19 protein-coding genes are annotated in these 15,041 nt (G+C 59.4%); 9 read left to right on the top strand and 10 right to left on the bottom strand.

Annotation, left to right across the window (positions count from 1 at the left end):
* Nucleotides 1-819: fused MFS/spermidine synthase (locus RDN59_RS08655; RefSeq protein ID WP_308607484.1), on the bottom strand; the 819-nt coding region annotated here is incomplete at its 3' end.
* A 104-nt stretch (nt 820-923) separates the two neighbouring features.
* Here RDN59_RS08655 and mnmA point away from each other — a divergent pair.
* The 3 genes from mnmA (at nt 924) to RDN59_RS08670 (ending at nt 4,087) form a co-directional block, all read left to right on the top strand.
* Nucleotides 924-2,009, top strand: a complete 1,086-nt coding sequence (mnmA, locus tag RDN59_RS08660) for a tRNA 2-thiouridine(34) synthase MnmA (RefSeq protein ID WP_308607485.1) — start codon at nt 924-926, stop codon at nt 2,007-2,009.
* Complete coding sequence (locus RDN59_RS08665; RefSeq protein WP_308607486.1) at nt 2,010-2,918, top strand: methionine synthase; 909 nt, start codon at nt 2,010-2,012, stop codon at nt 2,916-2,918. It begins immediately after the preceding gene.
* Nucleotides 2,919-3,130: 212 nt separating this feature from the next.
* A complete protein-coding gene (locus RDN59_RS08670; protein WP_308607487.1) occupies nt 3,131-4,087 on the top strand; it encodes a DUF1963 domain-containing protein in 957 nt (318 codons plus the stop codon).
* A 22-nt stretch (nt 4,088-4,109) separates the two neighbouring features.
* Here RDN59_RS08670 and RDN59_RS08675 read toward each other — a convergent pair whose 3' ends face one another.
* The 3 genes from RDN59_RS08675 to RDN59_RS08685 all read right to left on the bottom strand — a co-directional run bounded on the left by RDN59_RS08675 (nt 4,110) and on the right by RDN59_RS08685 (nt 5,952).
* Entirely contained in the window at nt 4,110-5,240 is a 1,131-nt protein-coding gene (locus RDN59_RS08675) for an ATP-binding protein (RefSeq protein WP_308607488.1), read from the bottom strand.
* A 71-nt stretch (nt 5,241-5,311) separates the two neighbouring features.
* The gene (locus RDN59_RS08680) at nt 5,312-5,707 is read right to left on the bottom strand and encodes a type II toxin-antitoxin system VapC family toxin (protein ID WP_308607489.1); all 396 of its coding nucleotides are present in this window, start codon (nt 5,705-5,707) and stop codon (nt 5,312-5,314) included.
* Nucleotides 5,704-5,952: a hypothetical protein gene (locus RDN59_RS08685; protein ID WP_308607490.1), complete on the bottom strand. Its 249-nt coding sequence runs from the start codon at nt 5,950-5,952 to the stop codon at nt 5,704-5,706. The genes RDN59_RS08680 and RDN59_RS08685 overlap by 4 nt, the downstream gene beginning before the upstream one ends.
* Nucleotides 5,953-5,976: 24 nt before the next feature.
* On the opposite strand from RDN59_RS08685, the gene RDN59_RS08690 reads away from it, so the two are divergent.
* A complete protein-coding gene (locus RDN59_RS08690) occupies nt 5,977-6,330 on the top strand; it encodes a hypothetical protein (RefSeq protein ID WP_308607491.1) in 354 nt (117 codons plus the stop codon).
* 186 nt (nt 6,331-6,516) lie between these two features.
* On the opposite strand, the gene RDN59_RS08695 is transcribed toward RDN59_RS08690, so the two are convergent.
* A complete protein-coding gene (locus RDN59_RS08695) occupies nt 6,517-7,119 on the bottom strand; it encodes a cadmium resistance transporter (protein WP_308607492.1) in 603 nt (200 codons plus the stop codon).
* Nucleotides 7,116-7,475 (bottom strand): helix-turn-helix transcriptional regulator, encoded by a 360-nt coding sequence (locus RDN59_RS08700; protein WP_092147900.1) that lies wholly within the window; start codon nt 7,473-7,475, stop codon nt 7,116-7,118. The genes RDN59_RS08695 and RDN59_RS08700 overlap by 4 nt, the downstream gene beginning before the upstream one ends.
* A 92-nt stretch (nt 7,476-7,567) precedes the next feature.
* Between RDN59_RS08700 and RDN59_RS08705 the strand changes: the two genes are divergently transcribed.
* Nucleotides 7,568-7,882 carry a hypothetical protein gene (locus tag RDN59_RS08705; RefSeq protein ID WP_308607493.1) on the top strand — a complete coding sequence of 105 codons (315 nt, stop codon included), beginning with the start codon at nt 7,568-7,570 and terminating at the stop codon, nt 7,880-7,882.
* 35 nt (nt 7,883-7,917) lie between these two features.
* Here the strand turns inward: RDN59_RS08705 and RDN59_RS08710 are convergent, their stop codons facing one another.
* From RDN59_RS08710 to RDN59_RS08725, 4 genes are all read right to left on the bottom strand, one after another.
* The gene (locus tag RDN59_RS08710) at nt 7,918-8,181 is read right to left on the bottom strand and encodes a hypothetical protein (protein WP_239187930.1); all 264 of its coding nucleotides are present in this window, start codon (nt 8,179-8,181) and stop codon (nt 7,918-7,920) included.
* 9 nt (nt 8,182-8,190) lie between these two features.
* Nucleotides 8,191-9,201, bottom strand: a complete 1,011-nt coding sequence (locus RDN59_RS08715) for a serine hydrolase domain-containing protein (RefSeq protein WP_308607494.1) — start codon at nt 9,199-9,201, stop codon at nt 8,191-8,193.
* A complete protein-coding gene (locus RDN59_RS08720; protein ID WP_308607495.1) occupies nt 9,201-9,728 on the bottom strand; it encodes a helix-turn-helix domain-containing protein in 528 nt (175 codons plus the stop codon). The genes RDN59_RS08715 and RDN59_RS08720 overlap by 1 nt, the downstream gene beginning before the upstream one ends.
* Nucleotides 9,729-9,791: 63 nt before the next feature.
* Nucleotides 9,792-10,463, bottom strand: a complete 672-nt coding sequence (locus tag RDN59_RS08725; protein ID WP_308607496.1) for a 3'-5' exonuclease — start codon at nt 10,461-10,463, stop codon at nt 9,792-9,794.
* Nucleotides 10,464-10,608: 145 nt separating this feature from the next.
* Here RDN59_RS08725 and RDN59_RS08730 point away from each other — a divergent pair, with 145 nt between their 5' ends.
* The 4 genes from RDN59_RS08730 to RDN59_RS08745 form a co-directional block, all read left to right on the top strand.
* Entirely contained in the window at nt 10,609-11,868 is a 1,260-nt protein-coding gene (locus RDN59_RS08730) for an ATP-binding protein (protein WP_308607497.1), read from the top strand.
* A 53-nt stretch (nt 11,869-11,921) separates the two neighbouring features.
* Entirely contained in the window at nt 11,922-13,946 is a 2,025-nt protein-coding gene (ligA, locus tag RDN59_RS08735) for an NAD-dependent DNA ligase LigA (protein WP_308607498.1), read from the top strand.
* Entirely contained in the window at nt 13,943-14,713 is a 771-nt protein-coding gene (locus RDN59_RS08740; RefSeq protein WP_308607499.1) for an HAD family hydrolase, read from the top strand. The genes ligA and RDN59_RS08740 overlap by 4 nt, the downstream gene beginning before the upstream one ends.
* A partial coding sequence (locus tag RDN59_RS08745) for an HAD hydrolase family protein (protein ID WP_308607500.1) occupies nt 14,710-15,041 on the top strand: 332 nt, incomplete at its 3' end. The genes RDN59_RS08740 and RDN59_RS08745, both read left to right, overlap by 4 nt.

The following is a 15,041-nucleotide window of genomic DNA, read 5'->3' on the forward strand; positions in this document are numbered from 1 at the left end:
GGGGGGGGGGGGCCCCCCGCCGGTAAAGAAGCGGCGGGTCCAGGATTCGTCGCGGAAGTGTGCGGGCACCGCACCGGAGAGTAACGGCTTGGCCAGGGCGGCGGCGTCGGGGGAGCCGTCCGCAGGTAGCTCGGTATCAGAGCCGATGAGGATGATGTTGCCGTAGCGTCGGCCTTTAAGCATGGGAGGGTCGGCGATGACGGCGACGTGTGCGAAGACTTCTGCGATTCCGGCCAGCTCCGCCTTTGCGCCTTGGAGATCGGAGTGGTCGCCGCAGTTGGCCACGTAGAGACCACCAGGGGACAAGGTGGCGTGGGTGTGCTGGAAAAATTCAACGGTGGTCAGTGGTTCTGGTGTGACGGCACCGGCGAAGACGTCCCGAATGATGACATCGAAGCGGTTTGGCGGGAACCCTTCGGTCACCGCGCGTGCCTCGCCGGCGCGAATCTTCACGCGGGGCGCAGAGGGAATATCGGCCAGCTCACGGATGAGCTCGGCCAGCTTGTCGTCGAGTTCGACCACCGTGTTGTGGGAATCCGGCCAGAGATCTGCGAAGTATCGGGGCAAGGAACAGCCACCGCCGCCCAGGTGGAGTAGGCGTTTGCCGGGTGCGAGATTCTCTACCGCGGCAGCGATCCAGCGCATGTACTCGAACTCCAAAGTGCGCGGCTCATCGGGGATGAGGTGTGAGGAGGGCACGCCGTTGACGTTGAGGATGAAGGCGCCGTCGCGGAAAGGATCCGGCTCGACGACAAGCTCGCCGGTGGATATCTCGTAGGTGCCCGCGATGGAGTTAGAGGTATTGCGCTTTCTGCCCATAGTGCCTTTCAGCTTAGGGAATAGGCTGTGTGGTTCGCGTGTTGGGGTATGGGGTAGACCGCGACTAGCCTTGGTGGACGACAAAGCAACGAGAAGGGGAGAGCATGCGAGTACTGGTAGCCATGTCCGGCGGCGTCGATTCCTCCGTGGCGGCCGCACGCGCAGTGGAGGCAGGCCATGACGTCATTGGCGTGCATCTAGCCCTGCATAAGGATGCGCAGCAGACCCGTGAGAAGGCACGCGGATGCTGCTCCCTAGAGGATTCCGCCGACGCCCGCCGTATATGCGACAAACTCGGCATTCCCTTCTATGTGTGGGATTTCTCCGAGGAGTTCAAGGAAGCCGTCATCGGTGATTTCGTGGACTCCTACGCCCGCGGTGAGACCCCGAACCCGTGCCTGCGCTGTAATGAGAAGATCAAGTTCGCAGCCTTGCTGCGCAAGGGCATGGCGCTGGGCTTTGATGCAGTGGCCACGGGTCACTACGCCACCATTGACTCCGATGGCTACATGCGCCGCTCCCTGGATGAAAACAAGGACCAGTCCTATGTGCTGGGCGTTATCACCAAGGAAGAGCTGGACCACTGTTTCTTCCCGATTGGAGATACCCCGAAGCCGCAGATCCGCGAGGAGGCCAAGCGCCACGGATTCTCCACTGCGTCCAAGCCGGACTCTTATGACATCTGCTTCATCCCGGACGGCAATACCCAGGCCTTCCTGGGCCGTTCCATCGGGCTGCGTCCGGGGATGATCGTGGATACCGAGGGCAATGAGCTTAAGGAACACGATGGCGCGTGGAACTACACCATCGGCCAGCGCAAGGGCCTCGACATCAAGACGCCGACTGCGGACGGCTCCCCGCGCTACGTCACCGACATCGACGCGGCCACCGGCACCGTCACCGTGGGATCGCGCGCCGACTTGGCCGTGACCCGCATTGAGGCTGACCGCCTGAAGTACCTGCACCCGGCGATGGACGGTGAGTTCGACTGCGAGGTGCAGGTGCGTGCCCACGGCTCCGTCGTTCCCTGCCGCGCTCACGTGGACCGCGAGGCTGACCGTATGACGCTGGAGCTGAACGAGCCTCTTTCCGGTGTAGCCCGCGGCCAGGCCGCGGTGCTCTACTTGCCGAGCCCGGATGAGCTGGGTGATATTGTGCTGGGCTCCGGCACCATCTGTGGGACTGAGTAGATGACTGGACTCGCACTGGGGCCTATGCCCGGTACCTCCATCGCGGAGGCCGCGGACATCGTCATGGGGGAGACTGAGCTGCCCGCTATTCCGCAGCTGCCCGAGCGTGGGCTGGGCTCTGATGCGGTGGGCCGCACGGCGAGCATGCTGGAGGCTATTTCCATCGACCGTGGCCCGCGTTCCTGGCGCATGACGGCACGCCCGCAGTTGCTCACCCGCCGCACCTGGGACCGCTTGGAGCGTGACCTCGACGAGGTTCAGGAGGTCTGGGGTGAGACCGTGCCCCGCGTGAAGGTGCAGGCACTCGGCCCCTGGTCGCTGGGGGCGAGCATTGAGCTTTCCGACGGCCACCGCGTCCTCACCGACCGCGGCGCCTTCAACGAGCTGGCGGAGGCACTTCACTATGGTGTCCACGCCCACGCAGCGGATGTCGCGCGCCGCTTCCACGGGGATGTCGTCGTCCAACTCGACGAGCCCCTGCTCGCCGACGTCATCGCCGGGCGCATCCCTGGCACCACCGACTTCGACACGATCCCTGCAGTCCCAGACGAGGTCGCGTTCGACCTCCTGCAGTCCTTCGAAGCGGATTACCTGCACGCCCCACCGCTGTGGTTCCTCGCGCGTGCCGCAAAGACCTTCCTCACGGATTTCCGCGGCCTAGACACCCCGTGTCACCTCGACGGCCTGGGTGAGCACTTGAATGCCGGCCACCGCATCGGTCTAGGCATGGAGGGTTCCGATTCCCGCGCGGAGGCCATCGCGCTGGCCCGGCACCTCGACCGCATTGGCATGCCGCGCGAGCTCCTCGTCGATCATGTCGACGTCTATCCCGTCGAGGCGACTGCACGCACGTTGCGCTCGGCTACTGAGACCGCCGACATTCTTACCCGCGATGCTGGCGATCTCTAATTGAGCTTTCACCTGACTTAGGCCTCGAAAGCGGTCTTGACAGTGTGGATATCCGGACACACAATTTCTGACTACCGATCACCCAAACACCAAACCCGCGGGGCACAATGTCAGTGAACTAAAAAGAGGCTAGTAATCCATTGCAGCATGCTTTCTTTTGTAGTTTAATCCCTGATTAAACCCTCGTTGTCCTAGAGAAAGAACCACCTGCCATGCCAGAGTTGACAGCACAGGTTAAAGCGCTACGGTCGATGATAGAGTCCGGAGAGCTCATCTCCGAAGATGCCGATGACCTAATCCAACTTGCCAAACCAGGCGTCGTCCTTCCCTACTCCAACGGCACTCCCACCGAACATGGCTCGTACTTTGGAGGTAGACCGTATCTTCCGGAAAGTTCGACATGGCCCATTTCAAAGAACGGTCAGCCATTACTTCATATCATTCAGCTAAATTTTGCAGACATTCTCCGACATGTGCGGGCAGAGGGAGCATCGGAAAGCGAAGCAACTCTCGATGGATTGATTCCGGAGTCAGGAATTTTTCAACTCTTTGTCGGTGCTGATCCGTTCTTCGGCGGATTTGATGTGAATTCGCCGGGCGATGGTATGGAAATTCGCTATATCCCTGAGCCTCCGGAAGGCTTTGTCAACCACAGCTTTCCTGGACCCCATACCGCGGCGCCTTCCGCCTTCGATGAAGCGCACGAGGACTTTTGTTCCCCGTTTAACAAGGATATTGAGACGGTGATGAACTCTCCGATTTCTTTGTCTAGCGCAGCTGCACTGATCCCTCCCACCGACTATGCAGTGTACGAGGCTTTGAAGTCTAGAAAAGGCGATGACTTCCTTGAAGAGTTTGATTACTTTGACGAGCTGGTTGAATTGCGGACCTTAGCCAGCAACAAAAGTAACATCATGCTTGGCGGTTTCCCCGCTTTCGCACAAGAGCCTTCGCAGCCTGATGGGTACGTTCACTTCCTGGAAATCGATTCCACATATCTGGAAGAAGAAGAGCTTCCTTTCGAGGCCATGTGGGGTGACCTAGGTGTGGCCCACGTATTCCTACACCCAGACGCATTGAAGAAAATGCACGCCGGCGAGGCTGTCGTGTACTGCTCCGAAAATACTGGCAGGGCCGATGGCGCTGTCTTTTACTGGGATTGCGGGTAGTTTTGCTTCCTCAATTTCCCATTTAGTCAACCCGCCCCAGGCTGTCCGTCGCGGTGAAGTAAGCCTCCATATATGGGATGACAAATTGGAGTTGGCCGTGGGCAGTAGGTTCGATGAGGTCGGCGTCGATAAGCCTTTGGCGCGTAGCTGACAGCGACCGCACTGTCCGGTCTTGGTGCGCGGCGATGTTCTTGATTTCTGCCGTGCCGTCCTCCATGACCGCGCTCATCGCTTCGAGGAAGAGCCGCTGCGCCGGCGGAAGCGCTAGGGTAGCGGGCTGGTGGACTTGGGCCCCTAGAACTGAGATGGCCTCGGCCGACACTGCCGCGACGTCACCTTCCTCGATACTGCTTCCGCCCTCACGCTGCGCCTTCCCCCAAGCCAGTGAACCCACTAGCTGCACCATGTAAGGGTAGCCGCGAGACAGTCGCACCGCCGCCGCTACAGCGTCGTCGGTGAACTCGAGTCCCGACTGCGCGGCGGTCTCGGTGAACGCTACCTCGGCGTTCGCGGGGGAGAGCGGCCCCAGAACGAATTTCTGCGCGCGGCGCAGGAAGGTCACACCTGGCAGATCCAGCAGGCGGTTGACTCCCTGTGGCAGGCCCGCAGCCACAATAGCGACGTCGAGCTCATCGCGCACCAAGTCTTGGTAGGTCACGGCCAGGGAGGTGAGGTCCTCGGCATCTGCGTCCTGTACCTCGTCGATAGTCAGCAGCACGCCTGAGTTTTTGAGCAGGCCTAAAAGCTCGCGCAGTCGGGTGTTGAGCGTGGGTTTATAGGCTTCCTCGGTGTTGTGTTGGATGCCGATGGTTGCTAGACCGCCAATACCGACGCGGTTAACCTTGCTCTTATCCGCTGGGGCTAGCTTGTCTATGATGCGCGGGATGGTGGTGTCCACCAGTTCCTCCACCATGGAGCTGCGGCCTGAGGCCCGCAGGGTAATCCACCCGCGGCTAGAGGCGATATCTTCCAGCTCATTGAGAAGCACCGTCTTACCGATACCACGGGCACCGCTGATGATGAGCGAGCGGCCCGGGCTGCCCGGCTGGGAGTCGAGCGCAGCCCGAAAGGTGTCGAGTACTGCCGTGCGGCCGACCCAGAAGAGTGGTGGAACACCGAACGTGGGGCGGAAGGGATTCTCATGCTGGGACATAGGCCCATCCTAGAACATTGGGAGATTTGGGAGACTTTTTAAAATCCGGAGATTTGGGAGACTTTTGACGGTTAAGGCAAGCTGTCCAAGTCAATCGAGTTGGGCCACGCGGCCATGAGGCGAGTGTCTCGACTAACGAGAGGAGCTTCGAAGATGTTGGACACTGCTACATAAGCTGAATCATAGATGGAGAAGGTGTGTCGACGGCTCCAAACGTGGTTGGCGATGTCGCCTACGCTTATCAACTCAATGTTGAATTCCATGACATCGTTGGCCAGAAAACTTGCCGTAGCGCTGTCGATTGCTTCTGCTCGCTCCAACCTTTTCAGCACGCTTAGGCACTCCAAGGGCATGTGGCTCGGTGCAATGAAATCTGCCTCGGGGTAAGCAGTGCTAAGCCGTTGAAGCGCATCGCGTTTCAAGAGGAACTCGATCGCGGCTGAGGCATCGATGACTAACAGCGTCATGAAGCGTCCCGTGCTTCACGTATTGCGGCTACCACGTCAAAGTCCTTCTTGAGCTGAACGGGTTCGCGCTGCGAGAGCTCTTCCAACTTTTCTTCCAAGGTTGGGCGAGAAGCGACCTTTTCAAGGGTCTCTCGCAGGTAGCTAGAGAGTGACATGCCTTTACGGTCAGCACGCATTTTAAGAATGTTGACGACGTCAGCATTGACATCACGGATCTGAACATTGATGGCTTTCGGGTTTGTCATACCCGCTATAATATTGCATGCAATATGCATGCACAATGGATAACCTTAGGAACTTTTTGCCTCGCCGGCCCGCCAAGCTACCGCGCCGACGTACAGAGCGCATGCGGCGACGAGGCCGTACCACCAAAAGAAGTGGAGGCCGTCATACCAGGGCATGGCAAGTCCGATAACGGCGACAGCGAGGGAATCGTTGTTGGCGAAGGCGGCACGTTTGGGGGCTTTCACGAAACCACTTCAATCTTTTTACGCAACCTCCTGCCAGCCAAAAAATTAGCCGCGAACGAAAAAATGACCCACTCCCTTCGTTTGGAGGGGCCATTTTTTCTTGGTCTCAACGCCGTTTTGGGTCCAGTTTCGGCACTCGCCCACGACCTCTAGGCCACGGGCTTCGTCCTCGTTGTTGAGGACCAGCCGGTGGTGGCTTCGTTCGCTCGGTGGCGGGGTTTGCAGCGCTCCATGGCGGTCTTGTTGCTGCGATCATGCAGGACTGGCTGCGGGTAGTTGTTGGGGTCTGAACCGAGAGGGGTGCGCCCGGTCGGGGCCGTTTGGAACGCTGCCGCTACGTCAGAGCCCGAAGGCTCCGCCGCTGACGAGGATCGCGATGCCGAGGCCGATGAGAACGATGGGGAAAAGGATGTGCTCCCAGCGTTCGAGCACTTCCGCGATCGGGGGGCGGGTGGCGACGAACTTTGCCAGGGCCACCAGGACCGCAACGAGCGCGAGGAAGATAACGCAGTATGCGACTACTGCGAGAGGTTCCACGCTGAGGAATACAGGGGTGTAGACGCCGATGTTGTCGCCACCGTTGGCAAAGGTGACGCCTGCGACTGTCCCCACGCCGACCTTCTTGCCGGCAACCTTGGCCTCGTCGTCATCGTCGTCATCGTCTCCTCGCCAGGCTTGCCATGCGGCCCAGAGTCCGAGGCCCAGGGGGATGAGACCGAAGTACGGGATGGCTGTCGAGGGCAGGAATGCTCCGGCGCCCATGGTCACTAGAACCGCGGCACCGAGGATGCCCGCGAATCCGAGGTACTGGCCGGCCAGAATGCGGGCGGTGGTGCCGCGCTGGCCTGCCCCTCGCGCGAAGAAGAGGGAGAGCACGATGATGTCGTCGATGTTGGTAGCTGCGAACAGGCCTATCGCCTGCAAGGCCGAGGTGAGGATCATGCGTCCTCCCCAGCTGCGTAGCACCCGGGAAGCGAGCAGGCGGGATCGATGCACGGGGCATCTTCGTCTACTGCCAAGGTGGCATCGACCAATGTAGTCAGCGCCTGTGCCAGGTGCGGATCGGCGATCTCGTATCGCGTCCGACGCCCCTCGGGCTCGGAGACGACAATTCCACAATCGCGCAAGCATGCCAGGTGGTTGGACACGTTCGAGCGTGTCAGGTCCAGATCTCGGGACAGTTCCGCCGGGTAAGCGGGGTGGTCGAGCAGAGTCAAGATGATTCGGGATCGAGTGGGGTCGGCCAGTGCTCGACCCAGGCGGTTCATCACGTCGAGACGAGAAGCAATAGTCAGCATGCGCTGAACTATACAGCGATCGCTGAACTAGTCAAGTTCCGGATAGCGGTGCAGCTGTGTGCGCTGCTCAAGAGGCAGTGGAAGTAGCAGAGATGGCAGAGATTCCGGCAAAGTTGCGAAAGCAGCGTCGCCAGCTCGAGATTCAAGTTGCGCACGAGCCTGGCGTAGTTCGCGAGATCCGTTTTGAGGGCCCAAGCAATGACCCGAACGGGACAAAACTCGATGACCTCATCATCTTGAACTGGGAAGGCTCGAACAAACTTATCTACCTCATCCGCAGCCTTGACTCGATTCCCGTTTGCAGCGGGGAAACTTCAGGGTCCGACGACGGTTCGCGCCGCCAGCGCGCTTTTGAAGGGGGGGCAATTACGGTGGGGGCGACGTTATGGATGCGGACCGTGCGGTGAGAGGGAGCAGTCATAACGTCAGTTTGCGGAAGGACTTAGATTGCGCTTTTGGGCTTCGATTCTGCGGCTCGCCAAGCTACTGCGCCGGCGTACAGAGCGCATGCGGCGACGAGGCCATACCACCAGGCGAAATGGAGGTCTGTATTCCAGGGTAGGGTATATCCGATAAGGACTAGGACGAGGGCAGTTATCGCTACAGAAATAGCGCGGTAGACCGTCTTCCCTGAGGTGGTGAAGGCCTTCCATGCGGACCACAGGAGAGAGGCGATGATAATGATCATGCTGATGGTGAGGAACATGGTGTCTCCTTAAGATGCGAGCTCGTCGAATAGTGCTTGGGCTAGGTCTTCGGTTCCGACGGGGGAATCGTTGTTAGCGAAGGCAGCGCGTTTGGTGTCCGGATCGATGATGAGCATTGTGGAATAGCCATAGGTGCCGCCGTCGTGCCAGAAACCTGGGCCGTCTTCGTTAGGAACCCAGCCGTATTCTGTATCGCCGTTATCCATAAACCACTCGGCGAACTTGGCCATGTCACTTGCCGTGGAGCGGATAGCGCCCGCGGGTGCGGAGCCGTCCTCCTCCCAAGGCTCGGCGTGGCGGCCGGTGTTGGTAAGTCCCTGTGGGGCGTCGTCGGGCACGGAGCCCGGCGTCATGAGGTAGGTTTCGGTCATTTCTGCAGGCTCGAAGATTCGTTCTTTGAGCATCTGCTCGTAAGGCTGCCCGGCAACGGTCTCCACCACGTGGCCAAGGAGCCCATAGCCAAGATTGGAATAGGATTCTTCGCCGCGGTTCTTCAGCTCGGCCTTCGTGGCGGCAGCCATGATGTCCTCTACGGTTTCGCCTTCATAGGGGTTCGAACCGGTGACACCCGAGGCGAGACTGCTGAGGAGGTTCGTGCTTGCCAGCCGGGGTAGTCCAGAGGTGTGGTCGAGCAGTTCCCTCACGGTGACGTCAGCGACGGGCGCATCGCCGACGTCGAGGACCTCGCCCACAGTGGTATCAGGTTTCAACTTTCCCTCGTCGACGAGCTGGCGGGCCAGTTCGCCGGTGAACATCTTGGTCACGGAGCCGATTTCGACCTCTGTGTGCTCGTCGCTGCCCAGTCCCGCGAAGGTGGCCTTGCCGTCCTGGAGGGTAAACGCGGTGAGGTTGTGGAAACCAGACTCGGAGTGCTTTTCCAGCTGGGTTGCTAGGGCTTCGTCGCCAGTTTTGTCTTGTGCCAGAGCAATTCTTTGTGGTCCTACAACGAGGAGGACGGCGGCAACAGCAATGAAGGTGATGATAGCTAGGGCAATCTTGGATGCGACACGGTTGTTCATTAGTGGTCCTCACTTGCAGTGATGATGGTGAGAAGGGGGATAACTCGGGCGGGGCGGATGGCATATTCGCCGCCGGACTTGGTGGTCCAACCGGCGTGGGTGAGTGCGCTTAAGTGGTGATAGGCGGTGCCGGTGGAGGAGACGATGTTTTCTTCGACAAGCTCAGCGGCAGTTGCGGGTGCGGCGAGCAGGCGGCGAAGGATCTCACCGCGGATGGGGTGTGCAAGGGCGGAAAGGCGTTCGAGGTTGTCTGTCCACTCTTCGTCGCTGACGAAGTGAGTGGGGCGTTGCCATTGGTAGGCATAAGTGCGCTTGCCCACCTTGATATTGCCTCCGAAGATGACGGAGCCATCGGGAAGCTGATCGTTGGGCGCGAGGGCGTCAACGAGCCAGTAGGCCGAATCTTCTGTGGTTGGTTGGGTGGCGGCCGGTGAAACGGGGTCGGTGTTTTCGGCGCTGGCGCGTCCCTCAAGCGCGGCGACGCGCGCTTCAAGTTCGGCAAGGCGTGCTTCGACTGTTGTTTCCATGTTTTCTAGAATTCCAGAACTCTAGAAAACTGGCAAGGGTTAATGGGAAAAGGGGCCCTGGAGTTAAGAGATCATCGGCCACGCGGTGGAGACATCCGAGGCATCGCGCCCGCGGCCCTCCAGGTACTTCTTGAAGGATTCACGGTCCTTGTACCATTCCACGGCCTGGTACTCCATGAGCTCGTTGGTATCCATCTGTGCTAGCTCGGGGAAGTGCTGGCGCACCTGCTTCCAAGCCACGCGGGCGGCTGCGAGGGCGTCGGCAGTCGCCTCATGCGCGTTGCTCAACTCCACGCCGTAGTGGGCGGAGACCTCTTCCAAGGTGCGCTTGCCCTTGCGCCACTTATCCTTAACGCGGTCGATGACAAAAGGATCGAACACTGGGCCATTGACCGTGAAGTCCCCGGTCAGCGCGCGCAAGACGGACAGATCGTAGGCGGCGTTGTAGACAATGAGCGTGAGCCCTTCATCCCAGGCCCGATAGATGGAATCGACCGTCTCCTTGAGAACCTCCTCGTGCGGGCGCCCCTCCGCGCGGGCCTTCTCGGTGGTGATGCCGTGGATCTTCGCGGCTTCCTCGGGGATTTCCACGCCGGGATCGGCGAGCATTTCCCGCTTGTCCACTTCGCGGCCGTCGATACGCACCAAGGCAGAGGTGACGATGCGGGCTTCTTTAGGGTTTACGGAGGTGGTCTCGAGGTCGAAGGAGAGCATACGGGTGGCGTCGAAGTTCATGGACAACACTCTAGCGCCCGGCTCAGACATGCACTGAGGAAGTGCTGCAGAATGACGGACGAACCATTGCAGAATGACGATCTAACCCTTGCAGAATGACGGACGAACCCTTGCAGAATGACCAACTGCAGGTAGAGTACTATTTATGGAACGGTATATTAGGCGCGGCATGGAAGGTTTTGCCCGAGAAGCGTTGACCTTCTCACCCGTTGTCCACGTCACGGGCGCGCGGCAGGTTGGCAAGTCGACGTTGACAAGACATCTCGGCCTTGAACGTGCTGTGTATGTCACGCTGGATGATCCCGCTGCTCTCTCACTAGCGGAAGAAGATCCGACGACCTTTGTGCAGCAAGGTGGTGACGCAACGCTGATTATCGATGAGATTCAGCGGCTTCCCGAGCTCACACTGCCGTTAAAGGCTGAGGTGGATAGGAACCGCCGGCCAGGTCGATTTATCATTACTGGTTCATCAGATTTTGCTCGGGGCGTGGGTAGGAAGGATTCTCTGGCAGGAAGAATTATTGATCTCCATTTGCACCCACTGAGCCAACAAGAGATTTGTGAAACGGTCAGTGACGGAGCATTTGTGGATAGGCTCGATGATCTTGTCGGGTTGCCTGTGCGTTCTGTTCCTACGGAACAAGTAGATCGAGCTGGCTTGGTGGACAAAGTGCTCAAGGGCGGCTATCCGGTTGCATTGGATCTGCAAGATCGGATGCGCCGAGCTTGGTACGAGTCTTATCTATCACATGTGACGGTGATTGAAGAAACCCTATCCCGGGAAAGCGCACAGCCGGGGAGGCTGCAATCGCTGTTGCGTCTGCTCGCAGCGCATCAGGCGGGAGAGTTGGTCCCGGCGAAACTCGCGCGTGAAGCGGAAATCCCAGCGTCCACTGTTCGCTCCTACCTCGATACTTTGTCAAGGCTGTTCCTTTCCTCGCAAGTGAAAGCGTGGAAATCAAATCTGACTTCGAGAGAGATCTCCAAACCTAAAAGCTGGGTCACTGACTCGGGTTTGGCTGCCTGGTTAGCAGGGCAAACTCGAGACATGCTCATGAATCCTCTGGTGCAGTCGCACCTAGGGCATTTGGTCGAAGGGTTTGTTCTTCAAGAGCTTTCTGCCCAGCAGGGTTGGGCAGAGAACCAGCATCAGCTTCTTCACTGGCGTGATAGTGCCGGGATGGAAGCGGATGCTGTCATCGAATTCGCGGACAATAGCATCGCTGCGCTTGAGATTAAATCCGGTGCGACAGTCAAGGCGGGACAGGTTCGGCATCTGCGTGCGCTGAGCGAGAAACTAGGGCCCCGTTTCCGTGGAGGATTTGTCTTGGCTCCGATTTCCTATGTGCAGCCCTTGGGGGACAAGCTATGTGCGTTACCGATGTCATATCTGTGGCGTGGATAGGACGTTTGGCCAGGTACATGCTATGTCCGGCGGCCCCGCTACACTAGTGACTCGTGAGTGATGCAGTAGATATCCAACGCGAATGGTCCGAGCTTGCACAGGAAGTGCGCAAGCACCGCGAACTGTACTACAACGGCGAGCCGTCGATCCCGGATGCGGACTTTGACGCCCTTTTCCAGCGCTTGCTGGCGCTAGAGGCAGAGCATCCAGAGCTGCAGACCCCGGATTCGCCTACCCAGCAGGTGGGTGCTGCTCCGGAAGGCGCTGTGGATATCGAGCACCTGGAGCGCCTGTACAGCTTGGACAACGTTTTTAGCGCTGAGGAACTGCAGGATTGGCTGGACCGCACCCCGGCAGAGGCCTATCTGACCGAGCTGAAGATTGATGGCCTGTCCATCGACTTGGTCTACCGCGACGGCAAGCTTGCCACGGCCGCCACGCGTGGTGATGGTCGCGTCGGTGAGGAGATCACTGCTAATGCGCGCGTTATCCCCGATATCCCGCATGAGCTGACAGGCAGCGAAGAATACCCGGTTCCCTCCTTGGTAGAGGTCCGCGGCGAGGTGTACATGCGCCCGGATGAATTTGAGGAGATTAACTCCGCACGCCGCGAAGACGGCAAGCCCACCTTTGCCAACCCCCGTAATGCGGCGGCAGGCGGGCTGCGCATGAAGGACCCAGAGGACGTCAAGAAGCGTCGGCTCCACATGGTCTGCCACGGTATTGGCGCACGCGAGGGTTTCCAGCCCACTTCGCAGCACGATGCCTACACGGCGTTGGAAGCGTGGGGATTCCCGGTCTCTCCCTATACCCAGCGGGTCACCACCGCCAAGGAGGTCCAGGAGCGCGTGACCTACTGGGAGGAACACCGCCACGATGCCTACTTTGAGATGGACGGTCTCGTCATCAAGGTCGATGACTTGGCCAGCCAGCGCGCCTTGGGTGCCACTTCGCGCGCGCCGCGCTGGGCTATTGCCTTCAAATACCCGCCCGAGGAGGTCACCACCAAGCTGCTCAACATCGAGGTCGGTGTGGGGCGCACAGGGCGTGTGACGCCTTTTGCCATTATGGAGCCGGTCTTCGTTTCTGGATCGACGGTGTCCATGGCCACCCTGCACAACCAATTCGAGGTTAAGAACAAGAACGTTCTCATCGGGGACACCATCATCATCCGCAAGGCCGGAGAGATCATCCCTGAGGTCCTCGGTCCGGTCTTGGACAAGCGCGATGGCAGCGAGACTGAATGGGTCTTCCCGGAGAATTGCCCTGCCTGCGGCACGAAGCTGGCACCGCAGAAGCAAGGCGACCAGGATTGGCGCTGCCCGAATACACGCAGCTGCCCGGCCCAGCTGGCCGCGCGTCTGGAGTATTTGGCCTCCCGCAAGGCTCTTGACATTGGTGAGCTGGGGGAGAAGGCGGCCACAGACCTGATTTCTTCCGGAGTGCTCGTGGACGAGGCGGAACTCTTTGATCTTGATGAAGAAGCACTCCGCAAATCCTCGGTCTACACCACCCAGAAGGGCGCGCTCAACGCCTCGGGCAAGAAGCTGTTGGAGAACCTCAAGACGGCCCGCCAAGCTGAGTTTTGGCGAGTACTCGTAGCGCTGTCCATTCGACACGTTGGTCCCATCGCTGCGCGTGCGTTAGCAACGCGCTTCGGTTCCATGGAGGCGCTGCGCGCGGCATCGGTGGACGAGCTGGCGGACACCGATGGCGTGGGTAGTATCATCGCGGAATCCTTCAAGCAGTGGTTCGAGGTGGACTGGCACGACAACATCGTGCAGAAATGGACCGCCGCCGGGGTGACCATGGAAGAGGAAACCAGCGATAAGCCCGCGCAAACGCTAGAGGGTCTCACGGTTGTGGTGACCGGCACCTTGGAGAACTACAGCCGCGATTCCGCCAAAGAAGCCATCATCACCCGTGGCGGCAAGGCCTCCGGTTCGGTGTCGAAGAAGACCAACTACGTCGTCGTGGGAGAAAACGCCGGTTCAAAGGAACAAAAGGCCCGAGATCTTGGCTTGACCATCTTGGATGAGGAGGGCTTTAACCGCCTTCTCGAGATGGGCGAGGCATGAAGCTAGCCGCCTTCGACCTAGACGGCACTATCTACTTTGATGGTCACATGCCTGAGGACGTGCCGGAGGCGATCGCCCAGTGGCGTGCTGCGGGCAACCTCGCCGTCGTGGCTACGGGTAAGTCTCCATATTCGGCGCGGCGTGCACTAGAGCCTTTTGGCGTCGACTTCGACTACTACCTGCTCTGCAATGGCACGGTCATCACGGATGGAGCTTATGGCTTGCTCTATGAAAGCCACGTGCCGCCCGAGGTGGTCCGTGCCGTGTATGAGCGAGTGCGTGATATCCCGAAACTCGATCTGTATTGCACTCGCCTGGAGGGCCCGGATGGCCACCTCGTGCGCAACGTCGCGGGCGTGCACAATCCCATCATCAGCGAGCCCGTGCCCGTCGCGCCTTCACGCATTGAGGAAGAAGTCTTTCCCTTGGTGGCCGCGTGGACTCCGGGCAACCCAGATCTGCAAAGGCAGATCGCGCAGTGGGTCACGGACCGCTTTCCCGTCGGTACCGCGATGAACCGCAACTTCTTCGACATCATGCCTCCCGGCCACGACAAGGGCTTTGCCTTGACCTGGCTGCTTCGTCACCTGGACGTTGAGCGCACCGACATTGAGCTCATCACCTTCGGAGACGGGCACAATGACTTACCCATGCATGCGCTTGCCGACGTCTCCCTTACCTTCCCCTGGGCGCAACCCGAAATACAGAAGGCGTGCACCGCTGTGATGGACTCGGCCGTGAAAGGTCTAATACACTACGGTTCATGAAAATTGCGGCGTTAGACATGGATGGCACCGTTTACGTCAACGAAGACATAACAGAGGCCACACAAAAAGCCATCGCTGAGTGGCGCGCCGCTGGCAACCTCGCGGTTTCCGCGACGGGCAAGTCGATTGCCAACGCACGCAACACCCTCGAGCCCTTCGGCGTGGAGCTTGACTACCACGTGTTGTACAACGGCACCGTCATCACCGATGGTGACTACTCCATCATCCACGAGGAGCACCTGCCGAGTGAGGTTGTGCAGTCCATCGTCGAGCGTTTCACCGGTCTGCCGTTGAATATCTACGTCACGGGCCTAACTGGGGCAGATCA

Source organism: uncultured Corynebacterium sp., assembly GCF_902489365.1.
In the GTDB taxonomy this organism is placed as follows: Bacteria; Actinomycetota; Actinomycetes; order Mycobacteriales; family Mycobacteriaceae; genus Corynebacterium.